Genomic DNA, 20166 nt, shown 5'->3' with positions numbered 1-20166 from the left:
GCTCTCCTATCTTCATAACATTTCCAAGGAACAAGTAGGCTGTTTGCAAGGAGCATTGTATTTTGCATCGCGTTTCAGGAGGATCAAAAAACGATCATGGAGTCCATCGAAAAAACAAGGATAGCCAAGTTAGTCATGGCTGTATTGACCTTATTCTGCGTCACTTTGGTGGTGTGGAAAGGACTGGTGCCTGGCTGGAAAAATCTGGATTCAGACTTCCCCAATTATTATACCGCTTCCCGATTGTTGCTCGAAGGAGAGCCTGTAGCCAAGTTTTACGACAATGATTGGTTTGAAGAACAGGCCCACCAAAGGGGAATTGATGCCCCGGCTCGGTTTTCGCCATTCCCTCCCATTACATCCGTATTGGCTATTCCACTCAGCTTTTTTGAGCCCCTGGTGGCAAAAAGAATCTGGCTCTTATTCAATGTATTCTTGCTTTTTGTGCTCATTGCGCAACTACGGATGATTACCAACTTGTCCTTCGGATGGGTCTTTTTTATAGCCTTTTGGTTGGCGCTACCTCTTATGAGTAACTTCCGTATGGGGCAATTTTATCTGGTACTGGTCTGTGGAATGCTGGCAGCCTATCAGGCGGCGATTCGAAATCGATCAAAATCGGCTGGAAATCTATTAGCGATACTCACAATTTTCAAATACGTACCCATTACACTCCTAATGGCTTTTGGAATTTTGGGTAACAAGCGAATCTGGATCATGGGAAGTATCACACTGCTGGTGCTGTTTGGTTTTCAAATATTGTTTTTTGGAATGGACACCTGGCAGACCTATGTGAATGTTTTGCTGGGGCACTTGTCCGGTGAGATTCCCGGGCAGGGAAGGTTTGTTCCGGCTTTTCAGTCCATTGATTCCTTTGCCGCTCATCTTTTCATTTACGACGCCGAATACAATCCCAACCCTTTGGCAGACTTACCAGCAATGCCTCGTATTTTGAAATACAGTTTTTTGGCCTTGGTATTATTGATAGGAAGCTTGACCCTATATTCCAGTAAAGGGCGGAACAAACGGACTTATCGTGATATTACTTTGATCGTTGTTAGCTTGGGGACCCTTTTGGTTTTACCAGCAACGGCTACCTACCATTTTTTGCTGCTGTTCTTTCCGGTAACTTTATTCCTACGAGTGGGAAAAGACCATTTACGATTGGGTGATGTTTTGGTTCTTTTCGCTCTTCTTTTCGTCAGCGCCAACACTTCTTCGTTTACTGTTGACTGGCAAACCGGCTCGGATGTCATAGATTTGATTCTTTCTTACCCACGTCTCTGGGGACTATGCGGATTGTATCTCTTTACCAACTGGTGGTTAGGAATTGCCGTCCGTAAGAGAAGGGTGGAGAACTTGATTTATGGCTAAACTCCTATTTCTTCAGAACATAGATTATGAATTCATGGGGCCGATGTACTTATCGGCTATCCTGAAAGACCATGGGCATCAATGTGATTTGATATTGGGCCAGAAGTGGGATGATTTTAAGGCAAAAATCGAATCCTTTAAACCGGATATGGTGGGCTTTTCGATTATGAGTGGAAGCCATCACTGGGCACGTAACATGGCTCGAACGATTAAAGCAGAAACGGGTATTCCTAACATCTTTGGTGGTTCGCATCCTACTTTTTTCTCTGAGTTTATTCAAGAAGAAGGAGTGGATTACCTGATCAGAGGAGAAGGAGAAGAATCGCTTTTGGAGTTGATGAATCGTCTGGATCAGGGAGATTCGTTTCAGGATGTGCCCAATCTTTCTTTTCTCCAGGATGGAAAGGCGGTTCACAATCCCTTGCGAAACTTAAGCAAGCGACTGGATGACTTGCCTTACCCCGATCGGGAATTGTACAACGATTTGGATAATCGCCAGGATAGACGGGTCCGTAATGTGATCACCTCACGAGGTTGTCCCTGGCACTGTACCTTTTGTTTTGAAGACGCTATGCGTGATCTCTACAAAGGCAAGGGAAAGTACGTCCGCATTCGTGAAATGGATGAGGTGATCGAAGAGTGCCGTCGACTTAAGAATGAAACCGAGGTAGAAGTGATCTACTTTGCCGATGACGTTTTTGGAATGAGCCGCAGTTGGTTGTACGAGTTCCTTGAGATATACAAACGAGAAATTGGACTCGAATTCATTTGCCTCGTTCGAGCAGACCTGGTAGCAGCTGATAAAAAATACGCCTTTAAACTGGCTGAAGCGGGATGTAGATCCGTATTCTTCGGTGTGGAGTCGGGGAATGAGGATCTCCGAAATCAACTTCTAAAAAAACAGCTTACCGATGAGCAGATTGTAACTGCTGCTGGCTGGTTACATGAAGCTGGAATTAAATTCAGAACCTACAATATTTTAGGACTCCCGGACGAAACTCTGGAAGACGCCTTCTCCACTCTGGAGCTCAATATTCGGATCAAAGCCGACTATCCTTGGTGTTCCTTGTTTTCTCCCTTCCCCGGAACAGAATTGACCGATTATGCCTACGCCAAGGGCTACCTCAGCCCAACCTTTGATGTAGAGACTTTGGATAAGTCTTTCTTCCTGGAATCTAAGTTGGAAGTGCCGAATATTAGGGAAATGCAGAACCTGCAGAAGTTTTTTCAAACCGCCGTTTTATGGCCCTGGACCTATCCGCTGATTAAACGATTGATTTACCTCCGACCCAACTTTTTGTTTAAGGCTTGGTTTGGATTGATATACTTCTACGTGTACATCCGAAGTGAGAAACGAAATTTCTGGGATACCTTGAAATTTGCCTTAAAAAACTACCAACACGTGTTGGCCAAGGAGTAATGAAAAGAGGAGTACTTGTCATAGCCCTTTTGTTGGGTTTATTCATTCTTTTGGATGGATGCCGGAAGGAGGTACATGAGGTGCCGATTTCTCAGGAGGAACCGGTTGAAGAAACCATGAAGCCCTTTTACCTGTATTGGGATGCCTACTCTCCGGAGGAACGAAGAGAAGATTTTGAAACCGGGTTTTTATGGGGACTTTCCTTTTTGGGGGCCGAACTTCCAGCATCTACTGCTCACGAAATATTTGAATGGCAAGGAAATCGCATGACCTTTCATTACGAAAAGGCAGGTTTTAGCGAACAAGCACAAGAAGTACTTGAAAGTTTTATCCGTTACATCCAGGGCCGGCGAGAATACCAGCACAGAGGTGGAATGGACGCCGGACGATTTTTGATGCTTACCTTGAACAGTAGCTGGCATTACTATAAACTCGTTGAGATGCCTAATCGGCAGAAAGCTTTTCAGGCCAATTATAACTTTCGGGAGAAAGAAGCTGGAATTGTAGAGTCTGCGGTGTCTCATAAATCCAGACTCATTCAAATGACGTCGGTGATGGAGAATAGCCATGCCATGGCTTTTGTTTCCAAAGAAATTTCGGACACGGCCAATCCAAATTCTATCCTTGAATTCGAGGTGATGGATGTGATGAAAAATGGTCAACTACGTTTTGGTATTTACGGTGTCTCGGGAATCTTGATTACCGCAGCTGATCCGGTGTTCAGTGCAGCGGGAAAGCCTGCCAAGTGCCTCTGGTGCCATGAGCTTAATGTGATGGAGCCATTTTCGGCAGTTACTCATTACCGAGATTACTTATCACCGGATGACTTTCGGGAGGAAGTAGATTCCTTTCAAACTGCTTTGGATCGTTACCGTGCCGGGCTGGAAACGGCTATTGATTATTCCAATAAGCAGGATCACACCTTTATGGAATTGCTATACCTCAGTTTTGAAGAGCCCAGTGCCTACCGCTTGGCTCAGGAATGGGGGATGACTGAGCAGGAAGTAAAAAACAAATTGGCCGGATTGACCAGTCATAAACATGGAGAATTCCCTCAGTTGGGAGATGTGTATAGCCGCAAAGACGTTGATCCTTTAGCGCCCTTTCCAGCAACACCTGTACCTGAATCATCGCGTGAATTTTCGGCTTATGAGCCCAATTGGCCGGTGGATGAACCCTAATGTCTAAACGACGCAAAATATGGAATCGATCGAGGCTGGTGAGCCTCGAAACGCTCAATACCTTTTCTAAACCGGTTGCAGGAATCCTGGCCTCTTTACTGGTGGTAAGGTTGGTCTCTCCTGAGCTTTGGGGAAGTATTGTGCCCTATCTCGTGGGAATGGAGCTTCTTTTTATTGGGCTCAATTGGGGGAGCCGTCATTACCTGATGCGGGAATTTTCACTCTCACCCGCAACCATTAATCAGGAATGGGGCAAATCTTTGGTTGCTCGTTCCCTATTCTTATTGCCGGTAGCTGCCATTGCCTTTTTTCTTCCCGTGGGTTGGGATTTGATCAAGCCACTGTTGTTCTGGATGGTGGCTCGTTTTGTTTACCATTCTTTCGAAGCCCTCATTCAATACCATCGGAAGTACCTCTATTCGCTTGTTACCGAAGGCATAGGAATGGTGATACTCATTGGAGGAATTTGGTTTTTTCGGGATACGCTTACCGTGTCTGACTTTATTTGGTGCGTAGCTTGGCAAACCTGGATTCGTAGCGCATTGCTACTCATAGGATTTTCTTCCGTATTACCCAAAGCGTTCAAAACCACAACCAGGACTTCCATTCAATCCTACCTGGTTCTGAGTTTTCCTTTTTTTATGCTGGCTTTGGCCGGTTTGCTTCAGAGCAAGTCAGATTTGTATGTGGTTACCTGGTTATTGCCCGAAATTGAAATTGCGAAATACCAGGTTTTGATCGGTTTTTTGGTTGTAGTGCAAACCTTTGCCGGATTGGTGTTGTCACCTTTTCAAAAGAACATCTACCGAATGGACGAAAGTGGAATAATTGCTTTAAGACGTCAATATATTCTATTGGGGATGGTGGTGAATTTAGCAGCCCTGTTAGCCATTAGTGGAGTTCTTTATTATTTCTATGATTTTGAGCTAACCCTTTGGGAGTTTGGCTTGTGTTATTTGTACCTCGCCCCCTTGTACTTTTACTTGATCGAAAGTATGGGGCTCATGAAGAAAAATGAGGCAGGAAGCTTGGTTAAGTTTACCTTAGCGGCCGCTGCAATCAATGCCTTGTTTTGTTATTGGGTGGTTCCAGATTATGGGATAGCCGGGGCCTTGCTTGGAGGATTAATTTGTCGGATTTCGTTAGCTGCAATGGTTAAACGAAAATACCGACTTACAGTGCGTCATCATGCTTAGGGAAAAAGTCAGAAATATTAATGCACGTGTTTACCCGGGAAAAGTTCTCGTTGGTCCGGAATGGGTGGTTCTGGGAGTGAATAATGTGTGCAACCTACATTGCAAAATGTGTGATGTTGGAAATGGGAATACCGATACCGTTTTTGCCCAAAACCTGGTAGGAACTCACCCCTTGAACATGCCGCTTGAGCTGATTAGCAAAATAATAGATCAAACAGCCAGGTATTCTCCGAAAAGCAAGTTGGCTTATGCATTCACCGAACCGCTGGTCTATCCACATTTGGAAGAATCCCTAAAACTGGCTGATCAAAAAGGATTGTTTACCACCATAACTACCAATGCCCTCGTGCTGAGGCAAAAAGCCAAAATGCTGTGCGAAAGTGGTCTCAATGAATTGTATGTTTCGCTGGATGGTCCTCAGGATGTGCACAACGAAATTCGTGGTAACAAGAGGTCTTTTCAAAAGGCTTTGGAAGGACTTGAAGTGCTGGCTGGCGAAAAGAACCCACCCAAAATTGATGTCATCTGCGCCATTACTGAATGGAATACCGGAAACCTAATGGAATTGTTGGATTCCTTAAAGGGAATGCCCATCCGGGAAGTGTCTTTTATGCATACGCAGTTTACTGATGAAAAAATGGCGGAAATTCACAACGCCAAATGGGGGCATCTCTATCCGGCCACAGCATCCAATCTGGATGAGGTTGATTTTTCCAAAATGGACCTTAACGAATTAATGAATGAAATTCGGGAAATGCGAAAGCGCGACTATCCCTTCCGGATTAGTTTTTCTCCCGAAATAGAGGACCCTGATTATTTACAGGATTATTACCTCAAGCCCGAACGAATTTTGGGTAAATATTGTACTGCCATCTTTTCAAGCATCATGTTTAAGTCCGATGGCTCGGCAATTCCCGCACATGGGCGTTGCTTTAACCTAACCCTGGGGAACCTGTATGAACAGGACTTTCCTCAAATATGGAATTCCAAAACAGCGGCCGATTTTCGCACCTCAATTATGAAAGAAGGTGGATTTATGCCCGCATGTTCAAGATGTTGTAGTGCTACCTGATGAAAAAAGCTGTCCTACTGTTTAATCCGCGAAGCGCCCGCCACAAATACCGGGTGCCCAATTCTATCCTTCAGGTAGCAGCCTCGATTGACGGGAATTACGAATATGCTTTCGTAGACGGAAACCTGGAATCGGATCCATGGAGTGTTATCAAATCACATTTGGATTCGGGAAAGTTTGGATTTTTTGGGTCTACCGTTATGCCTGGTCCTCAGTTAAAAGAGGCCATTCCTTTTACCCAGAAAATAAGAAAGGAATACCCCAATATCGTAAACATCTGGGGAGGCTATTTTGCCTCCAACCAATGCGATGTAGTGCTCCGTTCCGGGGCGGTAGATTATGTGATCAATGGACCTGGAGACTCGGCATTTCCAGCCTTGTTGGATGCCATCGATAATGACAAGCCTGTAGGTGATATCCAAAACCTGATTTACCTGGAAGAGGGTAAGGTGGTAAAGACCAGAAAGGAAGTGCTGCCCGATATGGATAAGCTACCTCCCTTGCCCTATGAAAAGATGAACTCCTTTTATCCTTTGGAGAATTACTTGGGTAAGACCTTTATGGGGAGTAAAACTTTTGCTTTGCACACCAGTTTTGGCTGTCCGTTTACCTGTTCCTTTTGTGCAGTTGTACCCATCTACAACGCTCGTTGGAAGGGGCAATCTGCCGAGGCTATCTACCGTAATGTTACCTACCTCAAAGAGAAGATTGGCATTAATGGAATTGAATTTCACGACAACAATTTTTTTACTTCCCAGAAAAGAACGGCCGAGTTTTCTAAGCTCATTTTAAATGATGGAATCGAGTGGTGGGGTGAAGGACGAATTGATACCATAGATCGCTATAGCGATGAAAACCTGGCTTTGATGCGAGAAGCTGGATGCCGAATGATTTTTCTTGGGGCAGAAAGTGGAAATGATGAGGTGCTTGCCCAAATGGATAAAGGAGGAACTCAAAGTGCAGAGCAGATTTTGAGTTTCGCTGGTCGAATGAAGAAATTTGATATCGTTCCTGAGTATTCTTTTGTTCTTGGAATGCCAGGGCCGGATGAAGATACAGTGATGCGTCAAGTGGAAGCAGATATCGACTTCATTAAGCAGGTGAAGGAGGTAAATCCGGATACTGAAATCATAATCTACCTCTATAGCCCAGTACCTACCGAAGGATCCGATTTGTACAAGCAAATTACGGAAGCGGGATTCAACTTTCCGGAAAATCTGGAGGATTGGTTAAATCCGTCGTGGGAGAATTTTGATTTGAGAAAGAATCCACTCACTCCTTGGCTTACTCCTAAAGTTATTGACCGGGTCCAGAATTTTGAAACGGTTTTGAATGGCTATTATCCCACTCAATCAGATTTTAGGATTAAGGGTGTGAAAAAAGGATTTATGCGAACACTGGCTTCCTGGAGGTATCGATCAGGGGTATATGGCTACCCATACGAGATCAAGGCTCTTCACAAAATCTGGAAGTATAGACAACCTGAAATCGAAGGTTTCTACAGCGAATAAATCATGCGAACGCTCGTTCGGAAAATATCGAAACGCTTGTTTGACCCCCATCTCAAGCGGATGGAGGAAAAGTCGTCTTCAAAACCGCGAATGTGGTCCTGGAGAGACATTAATTTGACTGTGGCTCCCGGTGTCTTTCATCCTGGATTATTTTTTAGCACCAGGGTTTTGCTCAAGTACATGCTGCGATTGCCGCTAAAGGGAAAGAAAGTGCTGGAACTCGGAGCAGGGTCGGGAATCATTTCCTTAGTCGCTGCCCAGCGGGGAGCTACGGTGACGTCTACCGACATCAACCCAGTTGCTATTGAAAACCTGAAAATCAATGCGATTCAAAACGGACTGGAGGTACGAGCGCTGGTATCCGACCTGTTTGACCATATTCCGGATCCTCAGTTTGATTTCATTTTTATTAATCCACCTTACTACCCCAGAAACCCTTCCAAAATGGCGGAACGGGCCTGGTATTGTGGGGAGGAATTTGAGTACTTTGATCGCTTGTTTCATGAGTTGGTATTGATGGATCGCAAGAGTACTCGGATATATATGGTTTTGTCAGAGGACTGTGCCATAGATATCATTCGAGACAAAGCGGTGAAGGAAGGACTGAGTTTTCAGTTGGAACGGGAGCGAATGGTATGGTTGGAAAAGAACTACGTGTTCCTTATCCAATAGAAGTCATTCGATTAGTCGGAAATGCTTGTTTGTCGCTTATTCTAAAAGAAGTAGAATAAAAGAATCACCAGAAAGAAACCAAGCGGAACCCCAAAACTAACAGCAATCATTCGGGAATGTGCCATCGTTAGAAAGGGGCGTATAGATCGATAGACCAGCAGTTGGCAGAAAATGAGAGATACAGCGTTGATCAAGACGCCATATACGTTTCCAGGCTGTGAAATCGGGTAGCTGGAATGGACTCCGGCATCCACCCAAAAGAGGGCCAATGCAGTAGTCACCGAGGCGATGATAAACAATAAAATGGCTGGTATACGACTTCGTTCTTGCAGAGCGATGTGCATAGCGATTTGGATTTATCGGGTTAAACGAAAATTCGGTCAGATGATTGCCCTATAAATGACCGGATTTTAGTTAGATTGAAAAAACTATGCCTAAATATCAGGGATTTAGCTCAAAATCCGAAAAAAAAGAACAAAAAAAGCGAAATCACTTTACGATTTGCCAACCAACTGACAGATAGGAGGTGCTCTTTTGAGATTTGTTTTTGGGGCGAAACCAACTGCTTGTCTATCAGGTTATAACTGCCTCATTTTTTGGAATTTCCCGGATTTCGGTTTAATTTTCAGAATTGCGTCGCCCTTATTAGGCTATAAGGAGGCCAAATCTCAACGCCCATGAAACTAACACTATCCGCAGTATGGATGGCAACTTTGGTCATTGCCGCAGTGCTATTCTCCTATTTCTATTACCAGCTAAGTCGAAATGAAGAAGTTCTAATTCGACAAGGAAAGCGAAGTCTACAAACTATTCAGCAGGCCATATCTGAAAAAGAAGCGCTTTATGAGGATATGAGCTACCGGAAGATTTCGGCTAAGCGGGCCGTTGATTCCTTGGCGCAAAGAATTCCTCGACCAAAATCGTACGAGGGGCTTAAAGCCTTTCATGATATTATGGTGAGTTCGGGAATTCACTTGCAAACCTTCCGGAGAGAAGGGAAAAATGTAAAGAGCACCGTCCAACGGGAAAAGGGTTTGAGGTTTCGGGAGAATGGAACTCAAATTAATCTGTTGCTAAGGGATACCCAATACCTGTCCATGGATTTTTATGGATACATGGAGGACTTGGTAAACACCGATTTTTTCGACAAAGTCGCTATTTTCAGACTGGGTCATATTTACTACCAATCGCCAGCTGGTTTTCTTCCTTACCACATTTCGGATACGTTGCTCAATGAAAAGAGAATGGGGGAGTTGGCCGCTACTAAAAATGAAATTGAAGTCTCGGGTCAGAAGTTCCGCTACTTTGTGCTGCCTCTCAAGATTCAGGAAAAGGATTACAAGCTTATTGGATTTATGAATTTGACCCGATTCAATCGGGCTCGAGGCCAAATCGATTATACGGTTTTGGGTTTTGTTTTCTGTTTGCTCCTGCTCTTGATTTGTGCGGTGCCAGTGATTCGCTATTTCAGTCTGGGAAAAGGGGATCGGCTGAGTAAAATTCGGGTGTACGAAGGCGGATTTTCAGTCGTGCTGATTGCCATGGTGTTTGGGCTGAGCCTGGGGTATTTTTCCAATTACTTCACGCTCTTTCATCGTGAAACGGTGGAACTGGATGAACGAACCGAGGAATTAGCCGAGAAGTTTGCTGGCTACTTGCAGGAGAAAGAGCAAAAACTGAAAGAATTAAAAAAGGCTTTCCCCAATGTTCAGCAGGTTCAAAACGGACTCATCGCTCCCGATCAGTTTGTGACCATCGATAATGATACCGGGGTTATGCAAAACCTCATTGAACCCCAATTTTACCTGTTTAACCCACCGGAAACGGTCGGTGACTTGAGCCACCGCGACTATGTAAGGGTGTTTCTGAAAAAGGGTGTTTCTGGGCTGGAAAAACAGGAATTGGAATCCGATTTGAATTCCGATCGAGAGGTGTTTTTGAGTTCCCACTATTCCATTGGTACCAGTCAGTTTGAAGGGGTGGTGTCCCTTCTTGATGGCGAGCAAATTCTGGCTCATACTTTCGGATTTTCTGACTGGGACTCTCGCATTTTGAACCCTCTGAAAATGGATCACAAATACATGATCATACGATCGAATGGCGACGTGCTTTACAACCCCAATTTGAAAAAGGAAAGGCTCAACAACGTGTTTGAGAATACGGAGTTCTCAGACAACCTAAAATCCTTGATTACCTCAGGAGTAGATCGGGGAAATTCTTTTTTTTCTTTGAAAGGGCATGGGCAAGAAGTGGCCTTCCGATCTATTGATTGGTCACCAGATGGACCTCCAAGATTTTATGTGCTCACCTATTTTGACCGGGATATTCCAGCTATGCTTTCTTCTTCGGCTGTAGCGTTATGCATGTCGCTGGCGATTGCCTTAGTTGTTTTGGGCTACCTGCTTGCCTTAGTCCTGGCAGCTGGTGGTTATCGTTCCACTTGGTTTAAGGTGCCTCCTTATTCAGCTTCCTGGTTTCGTCCTTCCCAACATCTCAACAAGGCTTACCTGAGGCTCAGTTTCGTTTTTGTCATTTTGGCTGTGTTCCAGCTCTACGTCTATGGCCGCTTTTCGCATCAAATCTTTTTGTTGGCCTTGATTTGTGCTGAGATTCTTGTTTTCGTAGCATGGATAAGCTACGCCGTCGTGTTCCGCTACCGGCATTTGGAGAACAGGCAGGATAAAAGGCCTTTTCATGTTCTTTTCAGTTTGGTTTCATGGTTGCTCATTTTAGTAATAAGCGCATTGATTTGGGATTACCAGTCCAAGGGACAAGTAATATGGCCCTTATTGGGGCTATGGGGCATCCAAGGAGGTTTTCTGTTGATTTTTCGAACCTCATGGTCGGGTAAAGTTTTGACTCCGATTCTTCATGTCTTAGAGCGTTTTTCTCCCGCTGGGCGACTTCCTGTGCTGGTCTTTACGTGTATGTTGGTGTGTTGGGTGATAGTTATTGGTTACATGCCCACTCTGGTATTGACTAATGCCGCTATTAACCTGGAAGACGATTTGTGGCAAAAAGCGGGTAAAGACTTGGCCCTGTCGGCTAAAAAGAAAAAGGTGATGGGCTGGGATAGCTTTCGTAGGTTCGATTTTCTGCTCTATAGGGCCATGCGGATTCAAATGAACAATGTTTCAGAGAATGAAAAACAAATTGAGCTTTTTCATAACCTGAATCCGATTTCGTTTAATGAAATTATTTGGAAACCCGACCCTCTTGGTGCCACCAAAGATCAACCTTATTACCGGGGAAAATGGTTGGCCCGATTTATTGGCTTTTTATTTTTTCTGGCTCTCTTGTTTCCATTGATTCACTTACTTGTTTGCCGGATTTTCTTGGTTAAAGTGATTCAATCTAAGTCCATTATTCCTGATGATTGGCACGAGTCAGGTGTTCTTCCCGCTTACTCCCAAGCGAGTAGAACCTTATGTATGGGGCCCTATTATTCAGGGCGGACCCGAAAGATGACACCGGACCTTGCCAAATCTTCGGCAGATCCTTGCCAAGTGGACTTGATAGAACTGGATTCGATTGATCAATTAAAACGTTTTATGGATCAATATGACCCGGGGAATCCCAGCTGCCAGAAACTCGTCATGCACAACTTTGATTACCTCTTGTATAGAAGTGATCGTTTGGATCAGTTTCTGGTCCAGTTTGAACGCCTTGTATCAACCAATGAGCTGGATTTATTGGTGTACTCGAATTCTTCTTTGGATGAGATTTTGGAGAAAATACAGGAAAACCGTTGGTTCAACGAGGATGAACGCTACTCGGGATCAGAACTTGCACAGTTGGTCGATCGGTTTGAGTATTTGTTGGCTTCTTTTGCAACGATTAAAGTTCCTTTGGCCGAACCCTCGGATGCCGATCGAAATATTCTCAATGAGTTTGCTTTTGGTCCTAACCTCAAGGATTTTGAACCTACCGGTATTCCGGACTCGATGACCACACTTCAGTCGGATCGCCTGATTTATCAAATCATTCAGTACAACAAGGCTTATTACCTGTCTATTTGGAGCTCATTAACCTTGCGAGAAAAGCATTTGATCTACGACACAGCAGAAAACGGTTATGTCAACTATGCCAACCGCGATGTGCTTATTCGAATGGTAGACAAAGGGTTGTTTGTCATCGATCACAAAAACTTTGCGATCAACCTGTTCAATCAGAGTTTCCGCTACTTTGTGTTGGATGTGGTGAACGATCGAGAGCGAGAAGGGTTTAGTATGCTACAGAGCCGTACTGGAAATTGGAAAAATGTAAGGGTGCTGGTTATTGTTTTAATTGCTGGATTGGTCATCTTCATGTACCTGACCGATCCCGGAATTTTCAATAAGTCTCTCGGTATCCTTAGCAGTTTGGCAGCGGTCATAGGAATTGTAGCCCAGACGGTATCCGGGGCACAATTCAAAAACTTTTTACCCTTCCTGAAATCAGGAGGAGGTAGCCAAACTTCTTCTAAAAATTAGTAGGCGTTCTCGTTCGTGACGAAGATCTGACGAGCCGTCTCAAAGATGATTCGGATGTCCATGGCCAAGTTGCCATAGTGAATGTAAAATAGATCCAGACGAACCCGGTTAGCCATGTGGTAAAAATTGATGGTTTCCCCGCGGTAACCTTTTACCTGAGCCAATCCAGTAATTCCTGGTTTAACAGCCAAACGTCCATAGTAGTCATCAATCAAGGTGTCGTATTGCTTGTCCAATTCAGGAGTATGAGGACGTGGGCCAATAACCGACATCTCATTGCGCAATACGTTGATGAATTGAGGAATCTCGTCCAAGTTTGTTTTACGCAACCAACGGCCAATACGAGTAACTCGTGGATCGTTTCTACTGGCTTGTTTAAAATCCCAGTTGCGGTTATACATCGTACGAAACTTCAAACACATAAATGGTTTACCGTCTTTTCCAGAACGAATTTGACGATAAAAGATAGGTCCCTTTGTGTCGAGTCTGATGAGCAATCCAACCAGTGGAATAAACCACCAGAGGAGGAGAATAAATACCAGTAAGCTGAATGTAACATCAAGTACACGAGCATAGGTAGCATGTTGGCTGGTCTTCACATGTTCGAGTGCAATGCCTAAACCACCTGGGTTCAGAGTCATTTGTTGTTTGCGACCTCGGTTGAGCATTTTTCTTTTTTTTGGTTTGAGAGAGGTTTTTTAATAGGGTTTATTAGAGAAACAAGTTCCCAAATTCACCTCCACTTTCCGGGCGCGAAAATAAGTACTCTGTTCTGCTTGAAAAAATAAATTTTCAACGGACAGAATAAATAATCTTAACGCCTTTTCAACGGGGCTAATTATCGGTTCTAAAAAAATTAAGAAATGTTCCACTTATCACCTATACATACCAATCTGAAAAGGGTTGGTTGGCTCTAATTTTTTTTGAATCGGCTTTTGACTCTTTTTATCGACGTATGACTCCTTTCGACCGTCGGACTGGTCGGTGTTTACAGGTGTTTCGGTGAAATGTGAAGTTTCTGTTAAGGTTTGAAACTTTCTGTTTGGTAGAGGTTGAATATTAAGAGATTTTAGGATCCTTGTGAATCTGTCTCCGGCCCAGATTCCATACTTTTTTGTGATTTCGTGGATAACATTAGGCTAAAAAACAGGACGAAAAAAACACTGCCTGTATGTCGCTCAAAAAGGGATTCGGTGATCGCCAAAAACAGAATCATCCAAGCCAAATAGTTAAATGCTGGATTAAAATGGCCCTTACTCAACCAAAAAACAGCTCCTAAAAGAGTGAGGAGGGCAAATAACCCCAACAACCCTGTGGAGTATAAATCTTGAAAATATTGGTTGTGTAAGTTGTAACCCAGGTAGCCAGTATCTCCGAATTCAACATTTCCGGTATAGAGTCCTCTTTCCACATAAGCGCTATCCAGATACTGCTGTGCATCTCCGGTACCAACTCCAACGTACCAGGGACCATGAATTTCGCTTTGTTGACGGGCTAAGTCCCAGATTAACAAACGTAAACTGAGTCCGTTTAAGGGAGTGTCGTACCTTAATTTTTCCAGTTTTAGCACAGCCAGACTATCACCAGATATGTTTTGAAAGCGCTGCCGAAGTCCTCCGCCAAGGGCAAGCATTACGGCTACTATTACTACAATGCTGATCCAGGTAGAAGGCTTCTTCCACAAAGATTTCTTGTTGAGTAAATCAAGGGCTGAAGATAGCACCCAGATTAGGAGGAAAAGGATCAAAATATTCTTGGAACTGAGCAATAGTAGTACCCCGAAAAGAAAAAGACCGACAGAACCATAGAGCCAGATTGGAACCTTTTTTCTCCAACCTTTCCAGATGAATAAGGCAAAGGCTATATAGAGCGAGTAGTATATCGCATGGGCGTTTATTTGATAGGCAAGTGGATGGTAAAAGAAGACTCCCTTATCTCCTTGCTCCAAGTATTCTAAACCAGCCAATCCTACCATGGTCAGGGCTCCTAAGGCCACAACAGAAGTAAAGCAGAGCAAGATCTGCTGAACCTGTTTTTGCATCAATCTGGGACCTGAAGCAAGAAAAATAGGGAGAAGAGCCATGCCTCCTTTTTTTTCAAGGATAAACAGGGCTTCCCGAGATTCTTCAGAGATTAGCCAGCCATATACCTGAACCAAGTAGTAAGCAATAAACAACCAGACCCATGGGTTGGCCTTCAGGTTTTTCCATTTCTCCCTTGGATGATTGCTCAATAGCCAGGATAGCCCGAAGAGGGCAATGCAAATGCTGTTTAAATGCGTGAAAAAGGGGAGTGTGATTACTACCAGAAGGAGACTAAAAAAGTAAATACGGTATGTAATCGCTTGATTCATCTTTACCTAAGATAGGCTTTTTAAGATGGCAGCTTCGTATTCATCTATGATCCTTTCCCACGAAAAGCGGTTTGTTATTTTTTCCCGATTTGCCTGAATTTGAGGAATGTCTACAGACGTTTTGGAGACGGTTTCTATAAGTTCCTTCACTTCTCCCGCTGTTTTGAAAAAATGGGCGTCCTCATTCAATATGGCTCGGTTAAATATGTTGTTGTGCGCTACAATCAAGCAATTGGAAGCCATCGCCTCCAGCAAAGAAGGATTAGTACCACCAACGGAGTGTCCGTGAAAATAGAGGTGGCTATAATGTCTTAAATGATTGAGTGCTTCCAAGTCGTAAAGTCCTCCGAGAAAACGGACAGAGGGGTGGTCATATTGTTTCTTAAGGCGTTGACCAAAAGCAGTGCCCTTCCAGTTTCCAATCAGGATCAAGGGACGTTCTGACGAGGCTTCTACTCTCCCTTGAATCACGACTTCTACATGATTTTCTGGCTCCATCCGTGCAATGAGTAGATCATAGCCAAAGGGCTTCAAGTCAAATCGACTGAGCACCTCTTCATCCGGAGTATTGAATAGATGGGCCCCGTAGGGAATGTACTCAGAGGGTTTGTTGTATTTCTTTTTGAGGTAATCCTGAATACCAATGGAGTCGGCAATGAGTAGGTCACTCGTGACTGCTCCCAGCCATTCGGCCACTTTCAGAAATTGTTGGACGGGCCAATTGTATTTGCTTCTTTTCCATTCAAGCCCATCCATGTTGGTCACGATTTGAGCTGATTTTGGAAAACGCCAATACCAAACCGTACTACTCGTATACCCCAGCTGCAAAATGACATCAAAATCGCGTTTGCGACTATCGTTTATACAATTGAGATCATAGGCAAATTGGCCAAAAGTAGAAGGTAGGTATTCCGGGTCCTTGCAACTGATAATGTTCACCCCATTCCAGGTAGCCTCCTGGTAGGGATGCTGAGACGAATTGTACACCGTTACTTCATATCCCTTTTCAACCAACCCCACTGATAAAAACTCAGCCAGTTGCTCAAAGCCACCGTAGTGGTTGGGAATTCCTCGTGTGCCGATAATGGCCACTTTTGGTTTTCTATTCACCCAAAACCTCCTTGTATGCTTGTAATGTTTTTTCCGCCGTTCTTTCCCAGGTATAATTGGCGCGAATGTGATCCTGGAAATCACCCAATCGAGATTCTTTGAAGGAAGATTCTACTGCCTCCCGGATGGAATCAGGACTTTCTGGGTCGCAATAAAATGCGTACTTCCCAAAGTATTCTTCCGTATCACCACGATTGGTGATTACGATTTCGCAACCTTGCATGGCCGCTTCCAAACTAACTAATCCGGTAGTTTCAAACCAGGAGGCCAATACATGTACCCGCTGTTCGGAAAATAGTTCTACCAGTTTATCATGTTCCATGAAGCTGAATAGCTTAAAGCGATCACCCAATTCCTTGGCCTCCTCCATACATTGCTCGTAATAGGAAATTTGGTTTGGGCTCGGATCTCCAACCAGAGTTAAAGTGTGATCTGTGTTTTTTAAGGCCCTAATCAGGTTGAGCTGATTTTTCCGATACTCAAAACGACCGACGGAAATAACGCCTTTTCTTTCCTTCCCAGACTGGGTATTGCTACCATCAAAAATGGCTGCATCCACTGCATTAGGAATCACTTTAAACGGTCCGCTGCAATTGTAATCCTTCATGAGTCTATTGATCTCACTTTGAGAGTTGGGCAGCATCAGATTGGCCTTTTGGATTAAGTATCGAATACAATTTCGATGCCCTCGTAGCAGGTAATCTTTGCTGGTAATGGCTTCCCCACTTTTAATCCATCTTGCTACAGCTTTTAGGTATTCAACACGATCCCTTCCCAACACGGAGTAGAGGGTTCTGAACAAAACACCTCTAATCTTCATGTCCAGTACACTGTAGTCCACATAAATGGTGGAGATGACGAAAGGAAGATTCGATTTTCGAACGTGGCTGATTATATCATCGGGGCGAATGATATTGAAGAAATGCAGCAAGTCATAATTCGAATAGTCGACAGGCTCACCGCTCAAAATGATATCAGCCTCAACGCCCAACTTTCTCAGGTATTCAGCGGTTTTTACGATCTGAACCGTATCTCCTCCTTTTCCCGAGTATAAGGTGCTACGTGCTATTAGAGCCACTTTCATGTGCTGACTGTTTTTTGTTTTTTGTCGAAATCGTGGAATCCGGGAACAAAGGCAATGACCCAAATTACGTATTCGGCGATGTTGGTTAAATAACTACCAGTGAATTGGTAGAGGAAAATGTAAGCGAATAGTGAAAAGCGGTAGTAGTTGCGGTATACCTTGGTTTTGAAGAAGAAGTAAAACTCCAGAACAAAACGCGCAACAATGCCTGTAATTCCAAAAACTGAGATGGTTTCACCCGTTACAGAAGGGATACGAATAATGGGAATATCATCAATCTGATACTTGTAGTAAACACGAACTACTTCTTCTCCCACTACCTTCATTTGCCCCAATCCACAGCCAAACCAATAACTCTTCAGTTCAATCATTTGGAAGGAAAGTTTCCAGGCTTCAAAGGTGCGTCCCTTTCCGCTGGTGTCCTCTCCAGCAAATATGTCTTCAATCCTTAAGAACAGCGGATTGTCGGGATAAACGACCAGCAAGGTTATAAACGCAAATAAGACTAAAGCAGTGGACCCAGTAACGGTGTACAGTACCTTCCTTGATTTCATGAGCGTCTTAAAAAAGAACAAGAAGGTGACCACCATGGCAAAAGTCAAAGAACTCAACACACCTAAGGAAAATGAAATAAGGAGCGGAATACCGATGAATATCAAAAGAAAGGCGACCTGTCTTGGGGTGTATCGCTTGACAAAGAAGCCGAGAAAATAATACAAGACGATAGGTACGAGTAAGGTGGAATAGTAGGAGGGTTCATAGGTCAACATCATCAATCGGCTAATATTGGTGATGTTGTGCGTTAGGTTTTTCGAATACCAAAAGAACTCTTTAAGCGGAGTAAAAAAGGCAATTACCGCCACAATGGTCATGGCAAAGTTTAGCAGGACAATTTTCCCGTACACCCTTTCCAGCTTGCCTGTGTTTTCCTTGAGATAGACATAAAAGGTATAGACTATGATATAGGTGAGCAGGTAGAGAACGACCGATTTGAAATAATAAAACAGGTCTACCCCCACACTGAGATGCACTACAAAATAGGGGAGGAGAACGATGAAGAAATAACCAAGCACATTCTTAACACCCTTCTTAATCATCCAATAATAGAAGAATGGAGTAAGAAAGAAGAGATACAGCAATCCTTGAGGAATCAAGAAATTGTTGAAGAAGAAATAGATAATTGCTATTCCAAAGAAGAAGTCAATATTTCGCTCTTTTGCTATCAAGATTTGCGTTTTAATAATGACTTTAATTCTTCTACCTGGTAAGCAATCGGTTTATTCGAATAGGCCACTACTACCCAAAGTGCTGTAACCACAGTCAAAGCAAAGAAGATGAGCGAATAAAGTAGCTCATTTCCCAAAAACAAAAGTGGAATAAACGCCAACATGGGTAGGACGAAGAAGATGTCTTGAGGAGCGATTTTTACTTCGGTCTGAAACAACTTTTTTCGAGCAATGATGGATTGAATGGGTACGTAAAGAAGTAAAATGGAAATGTATCCATAAACAATTCCAATACTGCCACCCAATTGATATCCAGCGATCAGGGTAGGAATAAAAACCACTTTGAGGCCTACATCTAAAATGGTGTTTTGTTTTACGCTTCCATTTCCAATCATAAATACTGACGGTATGTAGGTGAGGGCCATAAGAGAAGCCATGAATACAAAAGCCATAATGAAATCAATACTCTGGCTAAAGGTTTCTTCTCCAAGCCAAAGCTTGAATGCAAAGTTGCGCACCGTAAAAATGCCTAACATCGTCATCACAATCATGATAAAGTAGGCCCGCTTCGCCAAGGAATAAAGTCTTTGCAAGTTTTCCTTCATCACCGATTTGGCCGAAACTTTAGGTAAGAGCCAGTTGCTGGCTGCGAGGAAAACCTGTTGCAGCTGTTTGAAGATGAGTAAGCCAATGGAGTAGTAAGTTAGGGTCTCTAAACCTACAAAAAGGGCAATCACAAACTTATCCAGCTGCATAACCATGGTTGTGAAAACCACTTGCAGCCAACTCCACCCGCCAAATTGAACGGTACTCTTGTAGAGCTGCATGTTGAATCGAACCCTAAGCTTGAAGGTGGCAAACATTTGATTGAGCGCTATGGCCTCAACGATCAACATGACAAATACGATAATTATGATGGCCAGAAACAACTCCGTAAGGCCATAGCCCATAAACAGGACGATGACGTTGGAGAAAATGATCAGTAGTTTAGTGGTTAGTGAAAATCGGGAGGCTAAATCATACCTTCCATACCCCTTAAAAAACTCAGAAAGAATTGTTCCACCATTTTTAGGGTAAGTCCTACGAAGGCAATGGGAATTACAAATGCAAACAAGTCGTAGAGCTCAATAGGCACATCCAAAAAGGAAACACCAGGTTTGACCACATAGAACAATACGCCAGCCGAAATACCGACAATAACCGATAAAAGTAAAATCGGAAATAGGGTGGCTACCAGGTCAATGATTTTTTGGTGTTGGTCTTTAACAACGTAGGCCGAAATGAATTTAATCAGGGTTTCATTTACGCCAAACCCCAATATGTCGAGAAACGCTAAGGAACCGTTGATCAGCATCCAAAGGCCATACATTTCGACTCCCAGCTTTTCGATAAAAAAGGGGGTGGCCAAAAGCAGAACCAGAGGATAAATGATAACCTCTAAAACGCTCCAAAACGCATTTTGAAAAGATCCGTTTTGAATCACATTTCTCAACAT

Annotated in this window: 16 protein-coding genes; 8 read left to right on the top strand and 8 right to left on the bottom strand. The window is 43.6% G+C overall.

Going from position 1 to position 20166, the window contains the following annotated elements:
- Positions 1 to 96: 96 nt before the first annotated feature.
- From KFE98_04490 to KFE98_04460, 7 genes are read left to right on the top strand one after another with little or no spacing between them, the layout of a single operon-like run.
- Complete coding sequence (locus KFE98_04490) at positions 97 to 1374, top strand: DUF2029 domain-containing protein (GenBank protein ID UTW63424.1); 1278 nt, start codon at positions 97 to 99, stop codon at positions 1372 to 1374.
- Positions 1367 to 2794 carry a B12-binding domain-containing radical SAM protein gene (locus tag KFE98_04485; GenBank protein ID UTW63423.1) on the top strand — a complete coding sequence of 476 codons (1428 nt, stop codon included), beginning with the start codon at positions 1367 to 1369 and terminating at the stop codon, positions 2792 to 2794. The genes KFE98_04490 and KFE98_04485 overlap by 8 nt, the downstream gene beginning before the upstream one ends.
- Positions 2794 to 3975: a hypothetical protein gene (locus tag KFE98_04480; GenBank protein ID UTW63422.1), complete on the top strand. Its 1182-nt coding sequence runs from the start codon at positions 2794 to 2796 to the stop codon at positions 3973 to 3975. Before KFE98_04485 ends, KFE98_04480 begins: the two co-directional genes overlap by 1 nt.
- The gene (locus KFE98_04475; GenBank protein ID UTW63421.1) at positions 3975 to 5171 is read left to right on the top strand and encodes a hypothetical protein; all 1197 of its coding nucleotides are present in this window, start codon (positions 3975 to 3977) and stop codon (positions 5169 to 5171) included. The genes KFE98_04480 and KFE98_04475 overlap by 1 nt, the downstream gene beginning before the upstream one ends.
- A complete protein-coding gene (locus KFE98_04470; GenBank protein ID UTW63420.1) occupies positions 5164 to 6243 on the top strand; it encodes a radical SAM protein in 1080 nt (359 codons plus the stop codon). The genes KFE98_04475 and KFE98_04470 overlap by 8 nt, the downstream gene beginning before the upstream one ends.
- Complete coding sequence (locus tag KFE98_04465) at positions 6243 to 7754, top strand: B12-binding domain-containing radical SAM protein (GenBank protein UTW63419.1); 1512 nt, start codon at positions 6243 to 6245, stop codon at positions 7752 to 7754. Before KFE98_04470 ends, KFE98_04465 begins: the two co-directional genes overlap by 1 nt.
- Before the next feature lie 3 nt (positions 7755 to 7757).
- A complete protein-coding gene (locus KFE98_04460) occupies positions 7758 to 8426 on the top strand; it encodes a methyltransferase (GenBank protein UTW63418.1) in 669 nt (222 codons plus the stop codon).
- Between the two features lie 41 nt (positions 8427 to 8467).
- On the opposite strand, the gene KFE98_04455 is transcribed toward KFE98_04460, so the two are convergent.
- Positions 8468 to 8770 carry a hypothetical protein gene (locus KFE98_04455; GenBank protein ID UTW63417.1) on the bottom strand — a complete coding sequence of 101 codons (303 nt, stop codon included), beginning with the start codon at positions 8768 to 8770 and terminating at the stop codon, positions 8468 to 8470.
- A 333-nt stretch (positions 8771 to 9103) separates the two neighbouring features.
- On the opposite strand from KFE98_04455, the gene KFE98_04450 reads away from it, so the two are divergent.
- Positions 9104 to 12898: a hypothetical protein gene (locus tag KFE98_04450; GenBank protein UTW63416.1), complete on the top strand. Its 3795-nt coding sequence runs from the start codon at positions 9104 to 9106 to the stop codon at positions 12896 to 12898.
- Here the strand turns inward: KFE98_04450 and KFE98_04445 are convergent.
- From KFE98_04445 to KFE98_04415, 7 genes are all read right to left on the bottom strand, one after another.
- Positions 12895 to 13566, bottom strand: a complete 672-nt coding sequence (locus KFE98_04445) for a sugar transferase (protein ID UTW63415.1) — start codon at positions 13564 to 13566, stop codon at positions 12895 to 12897. The genes KFE98_04450 and KFE98_04445 overlap by 4 nt on opposite strands.
- Positions 13567 to 13967: 401 nt before the next feature.
- On the bottom strand, positions 13968 to 15251 hold the full coding sequence (locus KFE98_04440; GenBank protein ID UTW63414.1) for a hypothetical protein: 1284 nt from the start codon (positions 15249 to 15251) through the stop codon (positions 13968 to 13970).
- Positions 15252 to 15257: 6 nt separating this feature from the next.
- Positions 15258 to 16361, bottom strand: coding sequence for a DUF1972 domain-containing protein (locus KFE98_04435; GenBank protein ID UTW63413.1), 1104 nt, complete (start codon positions 16359 to 16361; stop codon positions 15258 to 15260).
- The gene (locus tag KFE98_04430; GenBank protein ID UTW63412.1) at positions 16354 to 17445 is read right to left on the bottom strand and encodes a glycosyltransferase family 4 protein; all 1092 of its coding nucleotides are present in this window, start codon (positions 17443 to 17445) and stop codon (positions 16354 to 16356) included. The genes KFE98_04435 and KFE98_04430 overlap by 8 nt, the downstream gene beginning before the upstream one ends.
- Positions 17442 to 18671, bottom strand: coding sequence for a hypothetical protein (locus KFE98_04425; protein UTW63411.1), 1230 nt, complete (start codon positions 18669 to 18671; stop codon positions 17442 to 17444). Before KFE98_04425 ends, KFE98_04430 begins: the two co-directional genes overlap by 4 nt.
- Positions 18668 to 19777: an oligosaccharide flippase family protein gene (locus tag KFE98_04420; GenBank protein UTW64638.1), complete on the bottom strand. Its 1110-nt coding sequence runs from the start codon at positions 19775 to 19777 to the stop codon at positions 18668 to 18670. The genes KFE98_04425 and KFE98_04420 overlap by 4 nt, the downstream gene beginning before the upstream one ends.
- Positions 19684 to 20166: a hypothetical protein gene (locus KFE98_04415; protein UTW63410.1), complete on the bottom strand. Its 483-nt coding sequence runs from the start codon at positions 20164 to 20166 to the stop codon at positions 19684 to 19686. The genes KFE98_04420 and KFE98_04415 overlap by 94 nt, the downstream gene beginning before the upstream one ends.

It is taken from the genome of bacterium SCSIO 12741 (assembly GCA_024398055.1).
Lineage (GTDB): Bacteria > Bacteroidota > Bacteroidia > Flavobacteriales_G > Salibacteraceae > SCSIO-12741.
The sequence above is the reverse complement of the archived record's forward strand: the minus strand, read 5'-3'. Positions and strand labels throughout refer to the sequence as shown.

Coding starts and splice junctions, on each gene's coding strand:
- KFE98_04485 (UTW63423.1), top strand. CDS start 1,367: ATGGCTAAACTCCTATTTCTTCAGAACATAGATTATGAATTCATGGGG.
- KFE98_04450 (UTW63416.1), top strand. CDS start 9,104: ATGAAACTAACACTATCCGCAGTATGGATGGCAACTTTGGTCATTGCC.
- KFE98_04430 (UTW63412.1), bottom strand. CDS start 17,445: ATGAAAGTGGCTCTAATAGCACGTAGCACCTTATACTCGGGAAAAGGA.
- KFE98_04440 (UTW63414.1), bottom strand. CDS start 15,251: ATGAATCAAGCGATTACATACCGTATTTACTTTTTTAGTCTCCTTCTG.
- KFE98_04490 (UTW63424.1), top strand. CDS start 97: ATGGAGTCCATCGAAAAAACAAGGATAGCCAAGTTAGTCATGGCTGTA.
- KFE98_04470 (UTW63420.1), top strand. CDS start 5,164: ATGCTTAGGGAAAAAGTCAGAAATATTAATGCACGTGTTTACCCGGGA.
- KFE98_04460 (UTW63418.1), top strand. CDS start 7,758: ATGCGAACGCTCGTTCGGAAAATATCGAAACGCTTGTTTGACCCCCAT.
- KFE98_04445 (UTW63415.1), bottom strand. CDS start 13,566: ATGCTCAACCGAGGTCGCAAACAACAAATGACTCTGAACCCAGGTGGT.
- KFE98_04480 (UTW63422.1), top strand. CDS start 2,794: ATGAAAAGAGGAGTACTTGTCATAGCCCTTTTGTTGGGTTTATTCATT.
- KFE98_04465 (UTW63419.1), top strand. CDS start 6,243: ATGAAAAAAGCTGTCCTACTGTTTAATCCGCGAAGCGCCCGCCACAAA.
- KFE98_04415 (UTW63410.1), bottom strand. CDS start 20,166: ATGTTGAGAAATGTGATTCAAAACGGATCTTTTCAAAATGCGTTTTGG.
- KFE98_04455 (UTW63417.1), bottom strand. CDS start 8,770: ATGCACATCGCTCTGCAAGAACGAAGTCGTATACCAGCCATTTTATTG.
- KFE98_04475 (UTW63421.1), top strand. CDS start 3,975: ATGTCTAAACGACGCAAAATATGGAATCGATCGAGGCTGGTGAGCCTC.